The sequence below is a fragment of the Mesorhizobium sp. WSM4983 genome, assembly GCF_029625765.1.
Taxonomy (GTDB): domain Bacteria; phylum Pseudomonadota; class Alphaproteobacteria; order Rhizobiales; family Rhizobiaceae; genus Mesorhizobium.
On record NZ_JARTVM010000001.1, the window covers coordinates 132,095 to 153,583 of the forward strand.

At 63.5% G+C, this 21,489-nt stretch carries 16 protein-coding genes, 1 tRNA gene and 1 pseudogene; 9 read left to right on the forward strand and 9 right to left on the reverse strand.

The window, feature by feature from the left end; translation table 11 throughout:
* The first annotated feature begins 157 nt into the window (after positions 1 to 157).
* Positions 158 to 2,047 carry an ABC transporter ATP-binding protein/permease gene (locus tag P9254_RS00750; RefSeq protein ID WP_066989828.1) on the forward strand — a complete coding sequence of 630 codons (1,890 nt, stop codon included), beginning with the start codon at positions 158 to 160 and terminating at the stop codon, positions 2,045 to 2,047.
* A 379-nt stretch (positions 2,048 to 2,426) separates the two neighbouring features.
* On the forward strand, positions 2,427 to 3,791 hold the full coding sequence (mgtE, locus tag P9254_RS00755) for a magnesium transporter (protein WP_278055766.1): 1,365 nt from the start codon (positions 2,427 to 2,429) through the stop codon (positions 3,789 to 3,791).
* A 52-nt stretch (positions 3,792 to 3,843) separates the two neighbouring features.
* On the opposite strand, the gene gor is transcribed toward mgtE, so the two are convergent.
* The 3 genes from gor to rpiA form a co-directional block, all read right to left on the reverse strand.
* Positions 3,844 to 5,232 (reverse strand): glutathione-disulfide reductase, encoded by a 1,389-nt coding sequence (gene gor, locus P9254_RS00760; RefSeq protein ID WP_127248245.1) that lies wholly within the window; start codon positions 5,230 to 5,232, stop codon positions 3,844 to 3,846.
* A gap of 115 nt (positions 5,233 to 5,347) precedes the next feature.
* Positions 5,348 to 5,983, reverse strand: coding sequence for a DUF2059 domain-containing protein (locus P9254_RS00765; RefSeq protein ID WP_067320036.1), 636 nt, complete (start codon positions 5,981 to 5,983; stop codon positions 5,348 to 5,350).
* On the reverse strand, positions 5,970 to 6,701 hold the full coding sequence (rpiA, locus tag P9254_RS00770) for a ribose-5-phosphate isomerase RpiA (RefSeq protein ID WP_278056088.1): 732 nt from the start codon (positions 6,699 to 6,701) through the stop codon (positions 5,970 to 5,972). Before rpiA ends, P9254_RS00765 begins: the two co-directional genes overlap by 14 nt.
* Before the next feature lie 153 nt (positions 6,702 to 6,854).
* On the opposite strand from rpiA, the gene P9254_RS00775 reads away from it, so the two are divergent.
* Together P9254_RS00775 and P9254_RS00780 are read left to right on the forward strand one after the other, a co-directional pair.
* The gene (locus P9254_RS00775) at positions 6,855 to 7,535 is read left to right on the forward strand and encodes a phosphoglycolate phosphatase (RefSeq protein ID WP_278055763.1); all 681 of its coding nucleotides are present in this window, start codon (positions 6,855 to 6,857) and stop codon (positions 7,533 to 7,535) included.
* A gap of 126 nt (positions 7,536 to 7,661) precedes the next feature.
* Positions 7,662 to 7,736: transfer RNA gene (locus tag P9254_RS00780), tRNA-Val, on the forward strand.
* A gap of 85 nt (positions 7,737 to 7,821) precedes the next feature.
* Here P9254_RS00780 and P9254_RS00785 read toward each other — a convergent pair.
* On the reverse strand, positions 7,822 to 7,992 hold the full coding sequence (locus P9254_RS00785) for a hypothetical protein (protein ID WP_164750822.1): 171 nt from the start codon (positions 7,990 to 7,992) through the stop codon (positions 7,822 to 7,824).
* Between the two features lie 644 nt (positions 7,993 to 8,636).
* On the opposite strand from P9254_RS00785, the gene P9254_RS00790 reads away from it, so the two are divergent.
* On the forward strand, positions 8,637 to 9,323 hold the full coding sequence (locus P9254_RS00790) for a Crp/Fnr family transcriptional regulator (RefSeq protein WP_278055759.1): 687 nt from the start codon (positions 8,637 to 8,639) through the stop codon (positions 9,321 to 9,323).
* 16 nt (positions 9,324 to 9,339) lie between these two features.
* Here P9254_RS00790 and P9254_RS00795 read toward each other — a convergent pair whose 3' ends face one another.
* Together P9254_RS00795 and P9254_RS00800 are read right to left on the reverse strand one after the other, a co-directional pair.
* Complete coding sequence (locus P9254_RS00795; RefSeq protein WP_278055757.1) at positions 9,340 to 13,614, reverse strand: cytochrome P450; 4,275 nt, start codon at positions 13,612 to 13,614, stop codon at positions 9,340 to 9,342.
* A gap of 119 nt (positions 13,615 to 13,733) precedes the next feature.
* Positions 13,734 to 15,518 carry an adenylate/guanylate cyclase domain-containing protein gene (locus P9254_RS00800; RefSeq protein ID WP_278055755.1) on the reverse strand — a complete coding sequence of 595 codons (1,785 nt, stop codon included), beginning with the start codon at positions 15,516 to 15,518 and terminating at the stop codon, positions 13,734 to 13,736.
* 409 nt (positions 15,519 to 15,927) lie between these two features.
* Between P9254_RS00800 and P9254_RS00805 the strand changes: the two genes are divergently transcribed.
* Both P9254_RS00805 and P9254_RS00810 read left to right on the forward strand, forming a co-directional pair.
* Complete coding sequence (locus tag P9254_RS00805; RefSeq protein WP_066989847.1) at positions 15,928 to 16,185, forward strand: PepSY domain-containing protein; 258 nt, start codon at positions 15,928 to 15,930, stop codon at positions 16,183 to 16,185.
* Between the two features lie 113 nt (positions 16,186 to 16,298).
* Positions 16,299 to 16,769 carry a hypothetical protein gene (locus P9254_RS00810; protein WP_405023122.1) on the forward strand — a complete coding sequence of 157 codons (471 nt, stop codon included), beginning with the start codon at positions 16,299 to 16,301 and terminating at the stop codon, positions 16,767 to 16,769.
* Here P9254_RS00810 and P9254_RS00815 read toward each other — a convergent pair.
* The gene (locus P9254_RS00815; RefSeq protein WP_278055752.1) at positions 16,761 to 18,635 is read right to left on the reverse strand and encodes a L,D-transpeptidase family protein; all 1,875 of its coding nucleotides are present in this window, start codon (positions 18,633 to 18,635) and stop codon (positions 16,761 to 16,763) included. The genes P9254_RS00810 and P9254_RS00815 overlap by 9 nt on opposite strands.
* 347 nt (positions 18,636 to 18,982) lie before the next feature.
* Between P9254_RS00815 and P9254_RS00820 the strand changes: the two genes are divergently transcribed.
* Entirely contained in the window at positions 18,983 to 19,384 is a 402-nt protein-coding gene (locus P9254_RS00820; RefSeq protein WP_066989852.1) for a rhodanese-like domain-containing protein, read from the forward strand.
* A gap of 53 nt (positions 19,385 to 19,437) precedes the next feature.
* On the opposite strand, the gene P9254_RS00825 is transcribed toward P9254_RS00820, so the two are convergent.
* A complete protein-coding gene (locus P9254_RS00825; RefSeq protein WP_278055749.1) occupies positions 19,438 to 20,346 on the reverse strand; it encodes an alpha/beta hydrolase in 909 nt (302 codons plus the stop codon).
* Between the two features lie 47 nt (positions 20,347 to 20,393).
* Here P9254_RS00825 and P9254_RS00830 point away from each other — a divergent pair, with 47 nt between their 5' ends.
* The gene (locus P9254_RS00830) at positions 20,394 to 20,846 is read left to right on the forward strand and encodes a MarR family winged helix-turn-helix transcriptional regulator (RefSeq protein ID WP_067320018.1); all 453 of its coding nucleotides are present in this window, start codon (positions 20,394 to 20,396) and stop codon (positions 20,844 to 20,846) included.
* Between the two features lie 19 nt (positions 20,847 to 20,865).
* Here P9254_RS00830 and P9254_RS00835 read toward each other — a convergent pair.
* Positions 20,866 to 21,477: pseudogene (locus tag P9254_RS00835) on the reverse strand (pyridoxamine 5'-phosphate oxidase family protein).
* Positions 21,478 to 21,489: the final 12 nt, after the last annotated feature.

The window sequence follows — 21,489 nt, forward strand, 5'->3', positions numbered from 1 at the left end:
AAATTAATGGAAAATGATCAATTGGTGTTACCATGTGTAACAAAACAGGAAAGGTTCGGGCGGGATCGTGATTCGGGTCGGTAGACCGCGACGTACAGTACCGGAGCAAACATCCAGCGAGGCGGCAAGGCCCTCGCCCCTGACGCCGGTATCGTCGATGCGCACATTCTGGGGGCTGATGCGAGCCTACTGGTTCTCCGACCGGTGGAAGGAAGCCTGGACCCTCACCCTCGTCATCGCGCTGCTGACAGCGCTCTCCAGCAAGGCCGGCGTGTGGTTTGCCATGGCATCGGGCGAGCTGGTGAATTCGATAGCCTTCTTCCACGACGCCGCCAATATCAATCCGCTCCAGACGCTTCTGACCAATGCCGGTATTTTGGTGCTGTTGGTCGTGCTCAAGGACGCCGGCTTCACCGGAGTGCGCAATCTCGTTTCCGCAACCTTGCATCGCAAATGGCGGGGCTGGCTGAACAGCCAATTCAACCGGGCGCTGCTCGACGGCAACCATACCCATTTCCATGCCCAGCATGGCTCGGTTGCCGGCGGTATCGTCGCTCCCGACAACATCGACCAGCGCATCCAGGAATCGATCAAGGACATGACGGGCGGCGCCATCGGCCTCGCCATGGGCGTGCTGGGCGTGGCGACGTCGCTTTATTTCGTCGGCGAGAATTTGATCGGGGCCTCGGTGGAGGTCAAAGGGCTGGAGTTCCTCGGCAGCTACGGCAGTGCCGTGCTGGCCTTTCTGGCGGTCGCGACCTACGTGCCGCTCAACACCTGGATTGCGGTGAAGCTCGGCGGCCTGCTCGAACGTCTCAACATCCGCATGCAACAGGCCGAAGGCAGTTATCGCAGCGAATTGACGACCTTCCTGCGCCGCAGCTTCCACGTCGCCGCCTCACACGGCGAGGATGTGCAGAAGACGATGCACGACAAGCTCTATGTCGACATCGACAAGACCTGGGGGCGGCTGAACGTCGTCAACACCAGCTACATGTCGTTCGAGCTGATCTACAATTTCATCGGCGCCCGCATCGTTTCCTACGGACCCGGTCTCGTGCCCTTCATTCACAACGGCTTCGATCTCAAGGGCTACATAACCGGCTCTGAAATGGTCGCGCAGCTGATCAGCCAGTGTTCGTGGTTCATCCATGTCATGCCCGCGATCGCCACGCTTAGGGCCAACAGCCAGCGTGTAACCGAGCTCGCCAGCGCCATCGAGAACGTCCAGCAGCCGCAGGAATTCTATCGCCAGACCGGCCGCTCGGACTTCAGCTATGCCACGCAAAATCCCGTCTTCGGCCTGACCATCCAGAAGCTGGAGCTGGCGCATCAGGGCGAGGACGCAACGCCCTTCCTGAGCGCCGCCAACCTGCGCTTCCGCCGCGGCGAGTGGACATTCCTCAAGGGTGAGTCCGGCTGCGGCAAGACCTCGCTGATCAAGGCAATCAATGGTCTGTGGCCCTATGGCCGCGGCACCATCGTGTTCCCGGAAGGGGTGACGAGCTTCTATGCCGCCCAGGAGGTCAAGCTGCAGCAGGTCTCGCTGAAGCAGCTCGTCTGTCTGCCGGGTTCGGAAAACGATCACACCGACGTGCTGGTGGCGGCCGCCCTGCACAAGGCCGGGCTCGGCGAATTCATCGGCCACCTGGCCGATGAGAGCCGCGAAGGCAAGCTCTGGGATCAGGTCCTGTCGGGCGGGCAGAAGCAGAAGCTGGTGGTAGCCCGCATCATCCTGCAGCAGCCGGGACTGCTCTTCCTCGACGAAGCGACCGGCGCGCTCGACCCCGAAGGCAAGATCGCCTTCCACGAAGCGATCAAGGTCAATTGCCCCGATGTAACCGTGATCAGCGTGATGCACGAGGCCGTTCCGCCGCGGTCGCTTTCCGGAGAGGAATTCTATCATAGCGTCGTGGCGATCTCCGATGGCGTCGCGACCAAGAAGCCGCTCGCTCCCGCTCTGCCGCGCGAGCTCACGACGATCCTCGCCCAGCCCCGGCCGGCCGAGGACAAATGGTTGCGCTTCCGGCGGCTCAAGCAGAAATAGCAATCAGCCCAAGCCCTGGTCCGTCGCCTCGGCAGCGGCCACTGTCGATCACAGTCTCGCGATCCGGCAATGCTTCGCTCATTTTCGGCGCTTTTCGCGATTGACTCGGCAAAACGCGCTCCTATGTTGCGCCCGCTCGCAGATTTGAAACCTACAGCGCCACGCGCCCTTCGGACGCGTAAAGGACGCTGTAGAATCTTAGAATTGCGCATGATCCTTTCCGAAAATCGGAGCCGATTTTTTGGGGGAGTCATGCGCTACCCCGCGAACAGAAAGGTCAAACCCGCCATGCCTGGCGACAGTCACAGTCGAACGCAACCGCCGTCCGCCTTGACGTGACCTGACGGCTCACGTCCTGCCGGACGGCAAGGAGTGAGCCATGAATGAATTCGCATCCGTATTGGACGACGAAGCGGTCGCCGTTGCCCGCGTTCTTGCCAATGACCACGCCGCCGACGTCGTCGAAGCCCTCAACCGCGAGCCTCGCGAGACCGCCATCGAGCTGCTCTGCGCGGTGCCGTTCGAGCGGCTGGTCGAAATCTTCGACCAGCCGGAGCTCGAAAGCGCGCCGGAACTCGCAGCAGCGCTGCCGCGCGCTAAAGCAGGCAAGCTGCTCACCGCCATGTCGGTCGACCGCGCAGCCGACATCCTGCGCGAGCTCGATGAGCCACCGCGCTCGGAACTGCTTGGCGCGCTTGCCCCACCGCTGCGCGCGACGCTGCTTTCGATTCTCGGTTATCCCGAAGGCAGCGCCGCCTCGATCATGACGACCGAGTTCGTCAGCGTGCCTTCGGACTGGACCGTCGGCCGCACGCTCGACCACATCCGCAAAGTCGAGCGCACGCGCGAGACCGTCTATGCGATTTACATCACCGACAAGGAGACGCAGCTCCTGCTGCGGGCGACGGGCTTGCGCCGGCTGATCACCGGCGAGCCTCTGGACTCGATCCTGTCGGTGGCGCCGGATCGCATGCCGGTCACGGTCACGCCGCTGACCGATCGCGAAACGCTGGCGCAGACGATCTCCAAATACGATCTGCTCGCCCTGCCGGTTGTGGATCACGGCAAGATCCTCGGCATCGTCACCATCGACGACATCATCGACACCATGGTCGAGGAAACGACCGAAGACGTTCATCGTTTCGGCGGCATGGAGGCGCTGGACGAGCCCTATATGAAGATGGGCTTTCTCGCCATCATCCAGAAGCGGGCCGGCTGGCTATGCGCACTGTTCCTCAGCGAGATGCTCACGGCGAACGCCATGCAGAGCTACGAGGGCGAGTTGGAGAAGGCGATCGTGCTCACCCTCTTCATCCCGCTGATCATGAGCTCGGGCGGCAATTCCGGCTCGCAGGCGACCTCGCTCGTCATCCGCGCGCTGGCACTGCGCGAGATCGGCCTTCGCGACTGGTGGCGTGTCGCCTTGCGCGAGCTGCCGACCGGTTTGGTGCTCGGCTCGATCCTCGGCATAGTCGGCATCTGCCGCATCGCGCTCTGGCAGTATTTCGGCTTCTACGACTATGGCCCGCATTGGATGCTGATCGCGGCAACGGTTGGCGCGGCGCTGGTCGGCATCGTGACCTTCGGCTCGCTGTCGGGATCGATGCTGCCTTTCGCGCTGAAGCGCATCGGCTTCGATCCGGCAAGCGCCTCGGCACCGTTCGTCGCCACGCTGGTCGATGTCACCGGGCTGGTGATCTATTTCTCGGTGTCTCTGGTGATCCTGCGCGGCACGCTCCTCTAGCCAAGAAGCTTCGCGCCGCCGGCATGGCCGGCAGCGCCTTCCCGGCTTGGCTTCAAACCCGCTCCCCGTTCTTCACGCGATAGGTCGGCTTGTACATGGTGACCAGCTCCTCCGCCGCTGTCGGGTGGACGGCCATGGTGCGGTCGAAATCGTCCTTGCTCAGCCCCGCCTTCAGCGGAATGCCGAGCAGCTGCGCCATCTCGCCGGCGTCCGGTCCCAGGATATGGGCGCCGAGCACTTTCCGCGACGCGCCGTCGACCACCAGCTTCATCAGCATCTTTTCGTCACGGCCCGACAGCGTGTGCCGCATGGGACGGAAAGACGCGCGATAGATCTCGATGTCGGGGAAGCGCTTGACGGCCTCGTCCTCGGATAGGCCAACGGTGCCGATCTCGGGCTGCGAAAACACGGCCGTCGGAATGGTATCATGGTCTGGCGCTGTCGGATTGCCTTTGAAGGCTGTCTCGATGAAACACATCGCTTCGTGGATGGCCACCGGCGTCAGTTGCACGCGGTGGGTGACGTCGCCGATCGCCCAGATATTGTCGATGCTGGTGCGGGAAAATTCATCGACGATGATCGCGCCGGTCTTGCCGAGCTCCATGCCGATGCCTTCGAGTCCCATATTCTCCGTGTTCGGGATGCGGCCGATCGCCAGCATGACCTGGTCGACGGTCAGCGTCTGGCCACTGGAGAGCAGCACGTCCAGTCTGCCCTCAGCGGTCTTGCGCACCCATTCCGAGATCGAACGGCAGAGGATCCTGATCCCCTTCTTCTCCATTGTCTCGTGCAGCGAGCGGCGAAGGTCCATATCGAAGCGCGAAAGAATTTCTTGGCCACGGTAGACCAGCGTGGTGTCGACGCCCAGTCCATGAAAGATGTTGGCGAATTCGACGGCGATATAGCCGCCGCCCTCGATCATGATCGCCTTCGGCAATTCCTTGAGATCGAAGGCTTCGTTGGAGAAGATGCAATATTCGTGGCCGGAAAGCGCCGGGTGCGGAGCCGGACGGCCGCCCGTGGCGATCAGGATCTGGTCGGCGCTGACGGTGCGGTCTTCGGCAGTGAGATAGACGGAATGCGGATCGACCAGCACGGCGCGCGAGTGGAAGGCCTCGCCGCCCGCACCTTCGACATTCCTCTTGTAGATCGCCTCCAGCCTGGCGATCTCCTTGTCCTTGTTGGCGACCAGCGTCGGCCAGTCGAAGCTTGCCTCGGGCACCATCCAGCCATAGCCGGCGGCATCGGCGAAATGTTCGGGGAATTGCGAGGCATAGACATAAAGTTTCTTCGGCACGCAGCCGCGGATGACGCAAGTACCGCCATAGCGATACTCCTCGGCAATGGCGACGCGCTTGCCGAGCGAGGCAGCCACACGGGCCGCCCTCACCCCGCCGGAGCCGCCGCCGATGACGAAGAGATCATAGTCGTAACCGGCCATCGAAAGGACTCCTGCGCAATGGAAGTGTGTCACAGGTAGGCGGACAGCAGGCAAAAGAAAAGCCCGGAAATCCGGGCTCTTCTGGTCAAGTCGGCCGTCGGCCGCTTGAAACGGATCAGTTCTGCGAATTGTCGGCAGGAGCCGAGTTGTCGGCAGGAGCCTGGTCGTCTGCAGGCGCCGAATTATCGGCAGGAGCGGAGCCGTCGGCAGGAGCGGTCGCATCCTTCGCAGGCTTGGCCGGAGCCGCGGCCTTTGCGGCGGCGGCGAGCGTTTCGCCGACCTGCTGGGCGAGGTCGCGGGCGACCCCGTTCTGCCAAATGTCGGCCGCCTTCACCAGGTCGCGCGTGACCGCCGGGCCGCTGTCGAGCAGCTTCTTGCCGGCTTCCGAGCTGTAGAAAGTGGCGATATCGTTGAGGTCCTTTTCGGAAAACACCTTGGCGTAGGCGAGCGCCGCCTCCTTCTCCAGGTCGGCGCGGCGCGCCGCCAAGCCCATGGCCTTTTCGGTGACCGTCTTGCCGATCAGTTCCTGCATGTCGGGGTTCTTCTGGATCAGCTGGTTCTCAAGCGCGGCCGCCGCCTGCGGCAGGATATTGTCGAACGGGTCGGTAGCGTGGATAGCCGCAACTGCGGCCCGTGCGGCCTTCAGATGCGATTCGCTGATATCCTGCGAAAACGCCGGCGAGGACAGCGCAAGCACCGCTGAGGCCGCCAGAATGGTCGAAAAGCGGCGAACCCGTTTATGCAACATCATGGTCGATAGAACTCCCTGGTTTTCGGGCGGCATGGACGGTTTGGATGCCGTCGCCGCCGGCGATGACGGCGGTTGACACCAGCCCGATGAATAGACCGTGCTCGACGACGCCTGGAATGGCGAAGAGAGCATTCGAAAGCGCTCTTGTATCCGGAATGCGGCCAAAAGATGCATCGAGGATAAAGTGGCCGCCGTCTGTAACAAATGGCTGCTCCCCCGTCATCCTCAATGTCACGGGGCCGGCAAGGCCGAGGCTTGCCGCCGCCGCGCCGACCGCGATCTCGGTGGCGCGCAGGCCGAACTTGTTGACCTCGATCGGCAGCGGGAAACGGCCGAGCGTCTCGACCATCTTGGACTGGTCGGCAATCACGATCATGCGCTGCGACGCCGCCGCGACGATCTTCTCGCGCAGCAGCGCCCCGCCGCCGCCCTTGATCAACGTCAGCGCGGGATCGATCTCGTCGGCGCCGTCGATGGTGAGGTCGAGCTCCGGCGTTTCCTCGAGCGTCGACAGCGGCACGCCAAGCTCGCGGCAGAGTGCCGCGGTGCGCTCGGATGTGGGCACGCCGATGACGCTGAGGCCGGTCGCGACCTTTTCGGCGAGCAGCCGGACGAACTCGTCGGCGGTCGTGCCCGTGCCGATGCCGAGCCGCATGCCGCTGCTGACATGGGCGAGCGCTGCACGCGCGGCCTCGACCTTCATCTGCCTTGCGTCCATGCCGCTCCTGTCCCCGGTTTCCATGGTTTGGCGCGCCTCCTAGCATTTTTGCCTGTCCCGTCAAAGGCTCTGCCTGTGGACCGATGGAGGCGGCTTGCTTGACCACCGCCCAGCTTGTATCGGCTGCGGAACCTCAATTACTCAGGACTGGCCATGACCCGACCGATCATCGTGTTCGACCTCGACGGGACGCTCATCGACACTGCGCCGGATCTGCTCGACAGCCTCAACCACAGCCTGGCGGCCGCGGAGCTTGCCGCGGTCGACCAAGCCGGCTTCAAGCGCTACGTCGGCCACGGCGGCCGCGTGATGATCGAACGCGCGCATGCGGCGCAAAACAAGGCGCTGATGGCGGAAGAGCACGACCGGCTGCTGAAGCTTTTCCTGGACCACTACACGATCAACATCCCAGGCAAGTCCCGCCCCTATCCCGGCGTGGTCGCGGCTCTCGACCACTTCCAGGCCGCCGGTTATCTGATGGCGGTTTGCACCAACAAGTATGAAGCGAATTCGGCGACGCTGATCGGCGCGCTCGGTCTCGACAAATACTTTGCCGCGATCTGCGGCCAGGACACTTTTGCCTTCCGCAAACCCGACCCGCGCCATCTGACCGAAACCATCAAACTGGCTGGCGGCGATCCGCACAACGCCCTGATGGTCGGCGATTCGCGGACCGACATCGACACCGCCAAGGCGGCCGGTATTCCGGTGGTGGCTGTCGATTTCGGCTATACGGATCGTCATGTGCGCGAGTTCGAACCGACGTTGGTGATCTCGCATTTCGACACGCTGACGCCGGAATTGGCCCAGCGTCTGATCGCGGCGGCGCGCTGAGCGCCTGCCCAGATCGAGCCGGCAGGAACCCGAAATCGGTCCGCAGGATAACGTCGGCACATTGCCTTGACTTCGCGCACCCGCCTCCCTTATATCGCGGCTCGCTTCGGCCTTCGGGCAACGAGCGGGCGATTAGCTCAGCGGGAGAGCACACCCTTCACACGGGTGGGGTCGCAGGTTCAATCCCTGCATCGCCCACCATCCAACTTACCGAAAGTTGGATGATCCGGCCGCGATGAACCTCTTCGATTTCGTGCAGCGGGGCAGCTCGCGTCCGGGAGGCCGCTTAGATCAGGCCTCGGCGCACATTCAAATGCGTTACTCCCGTCACCAGAATGGCGCCGGTCATGAAGTAGAGCGTGGCTATGATGTTGCCCTGTTGGAAATGCAGCCCGGCAAACAGCAGGGCCATAACCACGGCAAGAAATGCGATTACACGCGAGAAGTTATCGGGCATGGGGCAGCGAACCTATGCAAATAGGATGATGGCCGCCCTCAATCAGCCGCGCGCTCCATAGATCGGTTTTCGATTTTCCGCAATTGCCTTTTGAAGCACTGCCGCAATATGGTGCCTGCTGCGGCGGGTGCCGACAACCGGGCCGCTGCCCTTGTCGCCGACATTTCGTTCGAAGGCGCTGAGTTCGTCGGTCGGGGTCGTCGGACTGGTCCATGCAGGGCGGCGGCAAGCCGCTGCTGGACAGGCGACGCTTCTGTGATCGCCTTCACATACGCCGCGGAGGCCTCGCGCACAGATATCGCACCGGGTGGCACTGATGCATGGGCTCCAACGGCCTCCGGACCTGAAAGCTCGGCAGGGAGTTTCGATCACCTAGCCATTTTCAGATTTGCTGTTCGCGCGCGTCGGTCACCTCCCGCCACGCGCGCGAACGGCGTTTCGTAGTTCGGTCCGCGTCCGCCAGCGCGCTCCGGTTTCCCGCTGCAAGGGACAGTTGCCGGACAATTTGAGTGCCGGCAGCGCACGTTTGGCGCCCGATCTACAAAGGCCGTCGTGTGTTGCCGCAATCGCACGAAAGGAGACAGGCCTTGATCGGGCATGCACTTGTCATACAATTTCCGCTCAACGAGAGGCGGAACCGCATCATGTCCACAGCCAGCACAGACGACAGGAGCACCCTGCCGCGTCTGGCGCGGATCGATCCGCGCCAGTTCGATTTGCTGTTCGGCGGCTGCAAGGTCGAACGTTATGCCGCCGGTCAGCACCTGTTCGTCCAGGAGGACGCATCCGACCGCATCTACGGCGTGATGAGCGGCACGGTCGAGATTTCGCTCTATTCACCGGGCGGGCAGAAGCTGGTGGCCAATATCGAGCTGTCGCGCAGCCTGATCGGCGAGATCGGCGCGCTCGACGGACGCCCGCGCACGGCAACCGCCATCTGTCTCACCGCATGCGAGCTGGTTTCCCTCAGTCGCGCGCAACTATTTGATCGCATTGAAAAAAATCCACCGCTGGCGCGCGCCATGATCGAGCTGTTGTGCACGCGGCTGCGCTGGGTCAGCGGCGAACTCGGCGACCAGGCCTTCTTCGGCATCGAGGCCCGGCTGGCGAAACGGCTGGTGTTCCTCAGCGGCGTCATGGCCGACCCCGCCGGCTGGATCCCGATTTCGCAATCGGAACTCGGCGAATTCCTCGGCGCGACGCGCGAGTCGGTCAACAAGACGCTCAACGACTGGCGCAACCGGCACATGATCGACATCAAACGCGGCGGGCTGCGCATCACCAATGCCGCCGCGCTGAACCACATCGCCGCTTCGCAGGACGACGACTGAACGATTCTGACCCGAATCAGAGCCGCGAAATCAGGTAGCGCAGCGCGGACCGGCTCGGCATGAAGAAGTAGCCGCCGCCTTTCGTGGTGACGAATTGCGGCATGTCCCTGAGCACCGTCACCTTTTCCCAGGACGGAATCGAGAACCGGCCGCCGCCGTCGCGCGCGCCGATCGTCGGATCCTTTTCACCGACAAGGCCTTGGAACGAGCTCGACGAGACCCACGTCTGCTGAATGAACTCGTATTGGCGTTCGATGTCGGCGTTGAGGCACATGAAGAGAAGCCCCTTCTCGACCTTCCCGCTGCGGTCCTTCTTCTCATAGGTGCGGCCGACGCGCAGGATGCGGTGGCGCTTGCCGATCCTGATCTGCGTCTCGCGATCCTCGCCAAGCGAGTCGCGCGGATTGGAACGGCGTATATGGGAGCCGAGCGGACAGCGATGCCCCTGCGGGTCCTCGGCGCCGAGCCCGAAGTCGTTGTCGACGCCACGACCCGGGCGGCCATCGGGGTTGCGCACCAGCGAACTGCCGTCCTGCCAGCGGCCGAGCATCTTGGCCGCGACCCAGCGCGGCGTGATGGCGTTGTCGCCGGTCTCGCGCGCAGCCCGCGCGGCGGCATGCTTGCAGTAGTCATCGAACAACTCGACATGCTGCTCGAACTGGCGCACGACCAGGAACGAGCCGTTGCGGCCGAAATCGCGCGGCGGCGGGGGCTGACCGGGGATCTGCCGGTTGCGCCGCACCTGAGACAGGATGCCGGTCCGATCCTGTGCTGCCCGGACGGAGGGCGAGGCTGGATAGAACCCATGCTCGTCGCGATAGCCGAACAGGAACTCGCCCGGCGCGACCAGGTGCATCGGCGCGGCACCCTTGCTGGCGCGCGACGTACCCCTGACGATCGGCTGCGAGACGCCGTCGGCAAAGCCGAAATGCTCGTAGGCGCGGGCGCGCTCCGGCTTGCCGTGGTTGCCGCCATGTTGCGTTGTCCCACCGTCCTTCTTTGGCTCGCGGTTCACGACAAGCGGCAATTCGGCAACGATCTTCATCCCTGCGCCTGTCGTCCTTCGCTTCGCGGCCGCAACCTCCCCCTTCAGTACCGCCGGCTCCGCGGCGTAGCAGATGACGACTGCGTCGACCGGCGCCGTGGCCGAACCCCACTGCCATTTGTCAGGCGCATCGGGGCCGGTGTCGTCGAGGATGCGGCTGCGCTCTGGATTGCCCATGCCGTGGCGAAAGGCAGCTGGGAATGTGTCGAGCGGATCGTCGTCGACGCCGCCCTTCAGCCCGAGACGGCGCAAACCGTCGGGACCGAACGCCACCGTCATGGCGCGTCCGGCCGGCACGCCGTCGCCGAAACTGGTCTTGTCGATGACGAAGTCCAGCCACGCTCTCCGTTGCATCGCCGGCAGTTCTTCCGGCACCCGGATCGCCAGCATATGCGCGTGGCCAAGCGCGCCGAACGGGCCGAAGAAAATGGATTGGATCTCGCCGGCTTCCAGTTCTTCCGCGGGCGAAGGCGCCGGTTCACGGCCGACGGTTGCAGCCGGCCTTGCCTGCGGCCGCTGCAGCGAGCCGAACAGGCTCACCCAGTTCCGGGCCTCGCTGCCGGTGGCGGAAGCAATGCCGCGCCGGATCCTGGAGTTGATACGGATGCGAGTGGTGTTGAGATGCGGATAGGCAGAGTACCAGAACAGCGTCGGCACCTGCTGACGCCGCGCCCAGCGCTTGAAGCGGTCCCCGTCGCGCGCGCCGTCGAGGAAGAGCCAACGCGTGCGCGGGTAGCCTTCCGTGTTGCTCCATACGCCGGTCAGGCCCTCGGAGGCCTTGGCGATGAAGTCCTCGAGATAGCTTTCCCAGCTGCCGCCATAGTTGGAGAAGAACATCAGCTTGTCGGTGCCCGGCAGCAGCACCCAGCGGGCGAAGTGAATGGTGTTTATGGTGGCGAGGAACCCCGGCTTGAACACCTTCTGCGCCGATATCGAGATCAGGTAGAAGGAAAGCCTTAGCGCCAGCCGCCGCAAGGTGCCGGCCTTCATCGTCGATATCGCGGTGAGATGGTTTTGCGCGCAGTGGTCCTCATTGGCGAGTATCCTGTCCAGCGCGCCGAGATCGATCGGCGTGTTCTGCGGCCGGTCCTTGTCCTCGAGGCGCCGCAGGCTGAGGAAGCACAAGCCGATGAACAGCAGGGCTATCGCGAGCAGCCCCAGCACCGCCAGCAGAAGCGCGGTGCCGGCAATTGCGACGTTGGTGAAGGTGACACCGTGCGGATTGCCGAACACGAGCACATAGGTCATGCGCCAGCAGGCAAGGATGACGATCGCGACGGTGGCGAGCACAGCCGGCGCAAGCAGCGTCGTCGTCAAGGCTCGCCACCAGCGGCCCGGAGGCCGCTCCAGCAGGCTCTCAGCCGGCTCGAAGGCCCAGCCGAACTGTCCTAGCGACTGGGCATGCCGGCGCGCCTCGGTGAGCACAGCAAGGGCGTTGCCAGTACCCGCGCGCGGCTTTTCGACGATCTCGCGCACGCTGTCGGCGAGCTCTGCCTCGGCCAGGATGCGGCGCACCGAATGGCCAGGCGTTCCGGAAAAAACCAGCCCTGCCGTGCTGCCGAAGGACGGCGAGATCTCGATGTGATGCTTCTTCAGGAAGTCGTGCAGCGAAGCGTCGTCGGGCAGACCGCATACGGCCCTGAAGATCGGCCGCAGCCGGTGGCCCATGGCCTGCGTGATGGCACCGATGACATCGTCGGTGCTGCCGTCGCCGGAGATTTCGAGTACGAGCGCGCCGGTTTCGAGGTCCGATTTCTCGTCCCTGCCGGTGGCGGCGACAGCCAGACTGGCGAAATGGACCGTGCCGACATTGTCGAGCGCATCGCCCACCTCGTCTATCGCCGGGTTGCCAAGGGCGCCGACCTTGTCGCGCACGGCATCCAGCGGCACCGCACGCCTGATCGGGCAAACCACGGTTACCATCGACTGGTCGACCGTGCGGCAAAGCGGCGAGCGCTCGAAATCGACCTTGAGGCTCGCCGGATAGGCGCCGACATTGACCATCTTGCCGGCTCTGCCGCGCGCGCGGCGGAGCTTGGGCTTGCTAAACAGGGCGCGAACGCATTCGCCGATCTGAATGCGGGCGATCTCGGCCCCGATGCATAGATGAATGCCGTGGCCGAACACCATGTAATCGCGATGAGGCCGCGAGGTGTCGAATTCGTTTGGCCTTTGCACGATTTCGGGATCGAACATGGCGGAAAGGGTCGCCGGTATGACGACCGTTCCGGCCTTCACAAGGCGCTCTCGCCGGGTGCCCTGGCCGATGACCGCGTCACGGGCGGTGTAGCGCCACGGGCCGACCCAGATCGGCTTGAAGCGCATGGCTTCCAGGATCGCCCTATCGAGTTTGCCGGTATCGCCCGCTGCAATGGCTGCGTCGACAGCCTGCCTTGCATCTGACCGCGACAGGATGACGTCCAGGCAATTGCCGCCGGCAAGCACATTGGTCGGAACGAAGCCGGCAATCATGCCGAGCATGATCGAATGGATATCGGGCTGCGATAGGCGCCCTTGATCCATGAGCGCGACGAGGCGCGCCAGCGGCCGTTCGTCCTTCCCTCCCCTTTCCCTGATCGCGGCAATCGAGCGGTCGATGACCTTGATCAGACGATCGCCGCCGACGATCGCGAGCTGACGTGTCGTTGGGCTCGCTGTCGGATCGGAAAAGAACAGCGCGCTGAGCGCGATCGACCAGTCGGCGAATTCGGTTTCATCGTCGATCTCGAGGCCGAAATAGTCGCGACAGATGCGTACCGGAACGATCTTCATCAGCCCGCCGATGGCGTCGAAGCCGGGGCTGGCCCGGGTCATGACGTCGCGCGAATGACGCTCGGCGATCGGCCTGACGGCGGCTTCGACTTCCGCCGGCGGAAAGGCGCTCAGCACGGCCGATTTCATTTGCCGGTAGGCGGCCCCGTCCTGCATGCCGAGGATGAAGTTCGATCCCCTGGCCAGTTCCGCCATTTCCGGTCCGTACGGCGTCTCGAACTCGTCGCCGCGCTCCAAAATGTCGCGCACATCGACGCCTTTGGTGACAAGCAGGAAATTGCCGAAGGCCAGGTTCGGCCAGAAGCGGCGCAGCAGCGCCAGCAGCCAGCGCGGGTCGTTGAAAAGGAAGCCGGCGATACGGGACGCAAGCGCCTTGGCGCGGAGCCGGTCGATATCGAAGGGCGGCATTTCGGCGACAGGGCGCTGGCTCTTCTGCGCAGCGCGGACAGCAGCGAAATACTTCAACTTGATCATGCGCGCTCGAGCCCCCCGGCTGTCCACGTCACTGCGATGCCGGCTATTGTCTGGCCTAGGTTTGGTTCGGTCCGGCGTATGTGATTTTTTTCACAATCATCGGTGTTCGGTTCCAGCAATCATGCGATGGACTTGGCCTGGCCGAAATTCGCGATCAGGAAGTTGTTCTTCGCAGGATCGACGAACGGTATCCAGCGAATCCGCTGCTCGGAAAAATCGGGATGCCTGGTTGCCAGAATGGCGCGTTCGCGTTCGGCCTCCTCAAGACGGCCGCTCCGCATCAAGGCGCCGATTTTGAGGAACCTGGCGTAGAAATAGCCCGGCGAAAGGTTGAGCGAGCGATCGGCAACCGCAATTGCGGCCGGCCAGTCCTCGACCAAACAGTATGCGGCAGCCAGCTCGCCCAGATTGTGAAAGCGGTAGAGGTCGAATGGGCTCAGCCGCTCGGTATCCAGGAAGAACGGGATCGCGCCGGCGGCATCGCCAAGCAGCAGCCGCGCGCTGCCCATTGCCGAGCGGGCGAAGGCAAAGCTCGGATTGATGTGGATCGCCTCGGCCAGATGCTCCGCCGCCGATGCCGGCTGGCCGCGCATGATGTCGGCAGCCCCGAGATAGGCGTGCGGCCGCGCGTCGAGGCTGTCCATCAACAGCGACTTGCGCGCAAATTCTTCGACCTTGGCCAGGTCGTCGCTGTCGCCGAAGCGCAGCCATGCCCGCCAGAAATACCACCATGCCAGCTCGTTCAGAACGGCGCTGGAATTCGGATCTTCCTGGTAAGCCTTCTCGAAGAATTCGAGCGCGATCTCGGTGTCTTTGCGCGTGCGCCTGTTCATGTGCCAGCGGCCTCGCCGCACCAGCTGCCAGGTCTCGAGGCTTTCCCACGGCACCTGGAAGGTGCGCACCTGCTCGGCTCGGTCGACCTCCTTGTCGAGGATCGAAACGATCTCGCTGCCGATCTGGTCGCGCAGCCTGAAGATGTCGATGAGGTCGCGGTCGAAGCGCTGCGACCAGACCAGGCGCCCGTTCGACGTGTCGGTCAGCGAGGCGTTGAGGCGTATCTGCCCGTTGTGGCGCGCCAGCGTGCCGCCGACGATGTAGCGCGCGCCAAGCGCATTGCCGATGAGCCTGGTTCCGAGCTGGTCGTCGCGAAACTGGAAGCTGGAGCCCTTCGCGATCACCGAGAGCCAGCGGGTGTTGGACAGGCCGTAGATGATGTCTTCCGCAATGCCGTCGGCCATGTAGCCGACGTCAGGCTCGCCTCCGTTGCTGCCGTGAAACGGCAGCACCGCGATTGCCGGCGGGCCCTTCGATGCGAGTCTGTCATGGACGGGAGCGGTAGGGATGGCGGCCAGGGGCGCAGCAATCGCCGCGCCGTTGCCGCCGCGTCCGGCGATCAGCACACGTACAGGCAGGGCGATGTTCTTGAGCATGAACTCGCCAAGGTCGGTGAAAACCGCGGCCGTCTTGTCCTTCACGTGGTGCCAGGTCGTCTCTGAGATGGCTAGACCGTCATGCGGAGCGAATTCCTGCAGGCGCGCGGCAATGTTGACGTCGTCGCCATAGAGGCGGCCCTCGCGGACGATGACGTCTCCGGTGTTGATCCCGGCCCGGAACGGCATGCGCATCTCATCCGCGGCCGAGGCATTGAGCGCCATGATCCGGTCCTGGAAATCGAACGCCGCGCGCAAGGCTTCGATTGGATTGCCGAATTCGGCCATGATGCTGTCGCCGGCAACGCCAAACGTGCGGCCGCCAAAGGCGCCGCAACTGTCGGTGATGATATCGCGCCTTTCCTCGAAGGCCGCGACGGCGCGCTCGTCGTCGATGCCCATCAGCCGCGAAAAACCAACGGCGTCGATAGAAATGATTGTCGCAAGCTGACGGGTATAGTTCCGTTCAGCCATGGTTGAGCCCCCGGTCCCTGTTTTCGGTCCAGAACAGGCGACTTCCGCTCCCAAAAAACTTCGCCGTTTGCCGATGGAAGATCCCCGGCAGGCTCGGCGCGCCGTTGCCACCCTGTTGGTCCGGGACTCTAACAGGGTCTGGCCAAAAGCTCTACCACGAACAGCTAATGGAAGGCGGTTTCGCCGCAAGCCATGGTTAGTCGTTCGTTACCTGAAGTCCGATGTTGCAGAAGCCTCCTTACTTGTTGGATTCACGCCGTTTTACTTATTTAAGCTTTCGCGAATAGAGGTCGCGCCGGCCGTGACGGACCAACTGTGGAGCAAGGCGTTGCGGCCCGTTGGCGGAACCAACGGGCCAGGATTCGAGTTGTCAGCGCGTTCATGCCACCACGAGAGATTGAGGGCAGTCATGCGCGGTGTTCTTTTGGCAAGCGGTATCGCGTTTTTCCTTGTCGGCGGGTCGGCTTTCGCGGCCGAAGCGCAAGCGCTGCCGCCGCAAAATGCCAAGAAGCTCTCGGAAATCCTGACCAAGGTCGAGAAGCGGAGCGACTTCCAATATATCAAGGAGGTCGGCTGGAGCAGCGACGGCTATACCGTTACCTATTACACGACCGACAAGGCCAAGGTCGAAATCACCTACGATCCGGTCACCGGCGAACCGAAGTAACGCCTGATACGGCCGCCCGCAGCTGGGCCGGCGCCTCCCTATCCGAGACTTGCGTCGATGCACGTTTGATGGCTGACTGCGCGCCATGATTGCGGGCACGGGGGTGCATGGCAATGGTTGGCTACGTTCTGAAGCGCATCCTGATGGTGCTCGCCGGCTATCTGATCGCGGTGCTCGTCGGATTGGTCGCGTTGGTCGCGATCTATGCAGCGCTGAGCTCGCTGCCCAACGCCCCAAGCTATTTCGAGCTGATGCAGTTCACGCCCGTCGCCGTGCTGGTCGTGCCGCCGCTTGGCATGTTCGTCTATTTCCTGACGATCGTGGCGACCGGCATGCAGACTCTCATCTTTGCGCTTATCGCCGAGGTCTTCTCGTTGCGGAGCTTCTGGCTGCATATGCTGTTCGGCGGCGTGGTTGCGGCCGCCGGTTTCATGCTGCTCTCGCCGGACGCGCCGCACGATCCGGAACGCTGGGCCGACCTTGGCATCATCCTCGCGGCCGGGCTGGTGGCCGGTTTCGTTTATTGGCTCATTGCCGGACGTGACGCCGGTTTCAGGCGCCCGCTCATCGAGCGCTTAGGTTGACGGTGCGCGCACCGCTTCGGTCGCATCCAGCGCCTGCATCAGCTTCGAATCGCGATCGTAGACGTCGTCGAAATATTCGACCTTGCCGGACATGTCCGGCCAAGCGGTGAAATAGGCGACATAGACCGGGATGACGCGCGTGACATTCTCGGTCGAATGACCGTGCTTCAGCTTCTCGGCGATGTCGTCGACCGACGTGCCGAGCACAGCGGCCGCCATGCCGCGCGGATCCTGCAGGCGGATGCAGCCATGGCTCAGCGCGCGCATGTCGCGCCCGAAGAACGACTTCTGCGGCGTGTCGTGCATGTAGATGGCGTGCTTGTTGGGGAAGAGGATCTTCAACTCGCCAAGCGCATTGGCCTCGCTCGGCTGCTGGCGCACGCTGAACGGGATTTTGGCACCGTAGGCGCCCCAGTCCACCGCCGCAGAGGGAACTCGCCTGCCGCTGGAATCCGTCACCTCATAGCCGGCGCGGTCCAGATAGCCCGGATCGCTGCGCAGCCTCGGCAGCATCTCGTTGACGATGATCGACTGCGGCACGCCCCAATAGGGGTGGAAGTCGACCTGCTTGATCTGGTTGTAGAAAAATGCGGTCTGGTTGGTGACCTTGCCGATGACCACGCGGGTCTTCAGCTTCTCCTCGCCGTTGTCGATGTAGCTTGCGGTGAAGGCCGGCTGGTTGATGAAAACGCGCGGGCTGCCAAGATCGGAGGGGAGCCAGCGCAGCTCTTCAAGCGCCGCCATGACCTTCTCGACCTTGTCCGCCTTGGACGTTCCGGCGAGCGAAGCGACGGTGCGCGGGCCGATGACGCCGTCGCCCTTCATGCCGGCCCGCTTCTGCACCGCCTTGATCACCGGCACCAGGTCAGGACCGTAAAGCTCGCTCTTGCCGAGCCGGGCGAGGGTCTCGCCAAAGTCACCGCCCATCTCGTCATCGAGGTTGCGCGCGATCAAAGTCAAAAGCTTGGGCAGTTCCGGGCTGCTTTCACCGGGCTTCAGGAGCAGCTTCGGATCGACGACGATCTCGTTCTCCTCGCTTGCCTGGAGCGACTCCAACTCGACGCGCAGCGCCTGATATTCAGGGTTCTGCGGGTGCCGCGATTCGAGATAGGTGCGCACCTCTTGCGTGTGCGCCACCGTCTTCAGCACGCCTTCGAGATCGAGCGGCTTGGCCGGAAAATCGTAATAGCCGGTCATGCGGTTCGGATCGACTCGGCCGCTCTGGGCGTCATGGGCGTAGCGCAGCACGCGCGCCGATAGCGCCATCTCGAAGCGAACCAGTTCCTTGGTCCGCGCTTCGGGCAAAGCGGCATTCGTGGCCGCCGCAGGAACATCGACGGAATAATCGGCAGGCGTCAGGCCATAGCTCGCCGCTCCGCCAAGCACCCGCACGGCATCCTGCGCCCTGCTGTTGGGTGCATCCCCTGTCACCCAGATGAAATCCGGATTGGCCGAATAGTAGGCGATGAGCGCCTTGGCGATATCGGGCTCGGCAAAGAGTTCATAATCGCTCAGGCCCGCCAGCGCGTCGCGGAACGCGCTTCCGGTTACGGAGGGCACAAAGGCAGCATCTTGCGCAGTCGCGGGCGGCGGAGCGGGCAGCAGCGACTTGAAGTCGACGCGCACAAGCTTGTCGGCCCTGTAGGTATTGTAGGTCGGGCTGCTGATCCTGACGCTACCGCCTGTGCCAGGCTGCACCTTGCGCGGCTTCGGCGGCGGCGGAAATTCTCCTTGGGAATTGTGCCGGATGCCGCCGCCGAACAGCATGTCGAACAGCCCCTGCGCGCTCGCCGGCTGCTGGCCGAAGGCAAGTGCCGTCGCGATCGCGATCGGCATGACGGCCATTTTGTTCCCGAGGATTTTCATGCTTCACCCGCACCGGTTGCAACCGGTTTCCCGTTCCGCGCCGCTAGACGGTCCCGCCCTCCGCATGGCGGATGTAATGCGTGACTGTACCGATTCATACTGATTCCGTTAAGCTTCCATAAATTTTCGCGACCGTGTTGCAGAACAGTTTCACATCCGTGTGAGACACAATGCGGCAGGGCCGCTCCCGGTTTCAGAGGCCTCGGTAACAATCAGGCGTTGGCGGCGCCATGCGGCCTGGGCCACCATGACCGGCCTTCCCGCCTGACAAACATCGGCCCGTGACAAACAGCGGTCTTTGTGATCGAAATTCCGGCGGGCGCGAGCCATGGCCTGGAGGATGCGCAGTGAAGAAGGGATATCGCGAACTTCTTGACGAGGCGAATGCCGAGATCGAGGTGGTTTCGCCTGAGGAAGCGGCCGGGCTGCTGGAGGATGACGGCACCATCTTCGTCGATTTGCGCGACCCCCGCGAGGTCGAGCGCGACGGCAAAATTCCCGGCGCCAAGCATGTAACGCGCGGTATGCTCGAATTCTGGATCGACCCCGAAAGCCCTTACCACAAGCCGTTCTTCGCCTCCGGCAAGACCTTCGTCTTCTTCTGCGCCGGCGGCTGGCGTTCGGCGCTGGCGACCAAGACGGCGCAGGACATGGGTCTCGCGCCGGTCAAACACATCCTTGGCGGCTACACAGCCTGGAAGGCTGCCGGCCTGCCGGTCGAGCCAGGGCAGAAGAAGAAGGCCGACTGAGCCATTCGCAACTACGGACGGAAGACGCCAACAGGCGTCTCCCGCAGTCATTTTCAATGCAGCGCCGGTTGCCGTTCCTTGGCGACGAAGCCCACGGCGCGCGCGACGACATCCTTGTCGGCAAGGATGCGGCGGTGGCCAAGCCCTTCGGCCCAATGCAAGCTCACATGATCGCCGGCTCCCGCATATCGTTTTGCGTGATCGGCATGGACTTCGCGGTCGTCCGGCGCATGAATGATCAGCGTCGGCACCGGAGCCTCGGCGAGCTGGCGGTCGCCCGTGAAATCGCTGAGCGGCCGTCCCGACAAATGCTTCACCCGATCCGCCATGGCGACCCGGGAGCGCGGCCCGACATTGAGCCGGTGGCTGAAATCGTCGAAGATCGCCGGCAGCGAGCTCGGCGCCGCGATCAGAACCAGTTTGTCGGCCGCAAGCGGCGGCATGCCTTTCACCGAAGCGGCAACCGCATTGGCCGCGACGGCGCCGCCGAAGGAATGGCCGACGGCAGCGGCAAACGGGCCGAACCATTCGCCTGCGACTCGCACGGCGTCGACCGCGGTCACCATATTGAGATGTCGTCCGAGCGAATGGCCGTGGCCCGGCAGGTCAAGCGAGACCACCTTGTAGCCGGCGTCGCGAAACCCATCGATCAGAGTTCGCATATATTCGGTGCGCGAGCGCCAGCCATGGATGACGAGCACGGTGCCGCGGGAGCCCCTGCCCGGCCCCGGCCGGAACTCATGCACCGCAACGCAATCCGCCTTCGTCTTCAGCCGGTGATGGCGCGCCTCGGCCATGAAACCCGCAGCGCGCTCGACTGCGCGGCGCTCGCCATCGCTCAAGGCCTTGACGTTTGGCGTCCGGCAGAACAATTCGAACGCGGCGCGGCCACTGAGACGCGGCGCGACATGCTCGGCCGCGCCGAAGACGCCTCGGATGACCTTCAATCCAAATGATGCCATAGTGTCGGTCCAACCATTCGTTCAAGCATGAACATAATAGTTCAAACATGAACATTAAGCAAGAGCTGCCCTGGGACAATCCGCGCTTCCGCAACTGGGTTGCGGTGGCGCGCGCCTGCCATGTGCTGGAGCGCACGCTGGCGGTGAAGCTCGCGCCGCTCGATCTCAAACCGGCGCAGCTCGACGTGCTGATGAACCTCTACCGTCATCCCGGGATGTCGCAGCACGACCTTGCCCGCAAGCTCTTGGTCGGCCGCTCGAACATCACGATGCTGTTGCCGCAACTGGAAGCCCGCGGCCTGTTGCGGCGCGAAGGCGACGAAAAGGACAAACGCGTGCTGCGGTTGAACCTCACCGAAGCCGGCGAGGCCCTGCTGATGCGGGCGCTGAAAGTACATATGGCGCTCATCGAGAAGGCGATGAGCCAGTCGACGCCGGAGCAGTGCGACATGATCGGCGAGCAGATGCGCAAGATCGCCGACGTCCTGAAGGAGGCCTGACCGGGCGCTCTCGAGGCCGCTACCACATCGTCTTCTTTGCCCGCTCCGGCCATTCCTTGTCATATGCGGCGCCATTGATATTCCTGCGGCTGGTGATCTCGAGGATCTGGCCGGGCGTCGGCAGCGACTTCGGGTCGACATGCTTTGCCGGGTTCCAGAGCTCCGAGCGCACGATGGCTCGGGCGCACTGGAAATAGACCGCGTCGACGGCGATGACGGTGAGCGACCGTGCCGGCTTGCCATCGACCATGAAGGACGCGCAAAGCTCGGCATCGGCTGTGATATGGGCGCGGCCGTTGACGCGCAGCGTCGTGCCGGAGCCCGGCACAAGGAAGAGCAGCCCGACGCGCGGATCGCGAATGATGTTCTTCAGCGAATCGGCGCGGTTGTTGCCGCGCCTGTCGGGCATCATCAGCGTTTTTTCGTCCAGGAGGCGCACGAAGCCGGCGAGATCGCCGCGCGGCGAGCAGTCCAGCCCCTCCGGCCCGCAGGTCGCCAGCGCCACGAAAGGCGAGGCTTAGATGAAGGCTGCATACTCCGGGATCACATGGTCAAGCTCCTTGACGACGGAGGCCTCGCCAGGCAGGCCGTAGAGGGCTTCGAGCTGTTCGACCGATGTGATGAGCGACATCTTTTCCGCCTC

Coding starts and splice junctions, on each gene's coding strand:
- P9254_RS00805 (WP_066989847.1), top strand. CDS start 15,928: ATGCGCGGTGTTCTTTTGGCAAGCGGTATCGCGTTTTTCCTTGTCGGC.
- P9254_RS00815 (WP_278055752.1), bottom strand. CDS start 18,635: ATGAAAATCCTCGGGAACAAAATGGCCGTCATGCCGATCGCGATCGCG.
- rpiA (WP_278056088.1), bottom strand. CDS start 6,701: ATGGACGCAAGGCAGATGAAGGTCGAGGCCGCGCGTGCAGCGCTCGCC.
- P9254_RS00775 (WP_278055763.1), top strand. CDS start 6,855: ATGACCCGACCGATCATCGTGTTCGACCTCGACGGGACGCTCATCGAC.
- gor (WP_127248245.1), bottom strand. CDS start 5,232: ATGGCCGGTTACGACTATGATCTCTTCGTCATCGGCGGCGGCTCCGGC.
- P9254_RS00810 (WP_405023122.1), top strand. CDS start 16,299: ATGGTTGGCTACGTTCTGAAGCGCATCCTGATGGTGCTCGCCGGCTAT.
- P9254_RS00800 (WP_278055755.1), bottom strand. CDS start 15,518: ATGGCTGAACGGAACTATACCCGTCAGCTTGCGACAATCATTTCTATC.
- P9254_RS00785 (WP_164750822.1), bottom strand. CDS start 7,992: ATGCCCGATAACTTCTCGCGTGTAATCGCATTTCTTGCCGTGGTTATG.
- P9254_RS00830 (WP_067320018.1), top strand. CDS start 20,394: ATGAACATTAAGCAAGAGCTGCCCTGGGACAATCCGCGCTTCCGCAAC.
- P9254_RS00795 (WP_278055757.1), bottom strand. CDS start 13,614: ATGATCAAGTTGAAGTATTTCGCTGCTGTCCGCGCTGCGCAGAAGAGC.
- P9254_RS00750 (WP_066989828.1), top strand. CDS start 158: ATGCGCACATTCTGGGGGCTGATGCGAGCCTACTGGTTCTCCGACCGG.
- mgtE (WP_278055766.1), top strand. CDS start 2,427: ATGAATGAATTCGCATCCGTATTGGACGACGAAGCGGTCGCCGTTGCC.
- P9254_RS00765 (WP_067320036.1), bottom strand. CDS start 5,983: ATGATGTTGCATAAACGGGTTCGCCGCTTTTCGACCATTCTGGCGGCC.
- P9254_RS00825 (WP_278055749.1), bottom strand. CDS start 20,346: ATGGCATCATTTGGATTGAAGGTCATCCGAGGCGTCTTCGGCGCGGCC.
- P9254_RS00790 (WP_278055759.1), top strand. CDS start 8,637: ATGTCCACAGCCAGCACAGACGACAGGAGCACCCTGCCGCGTCTGGCG.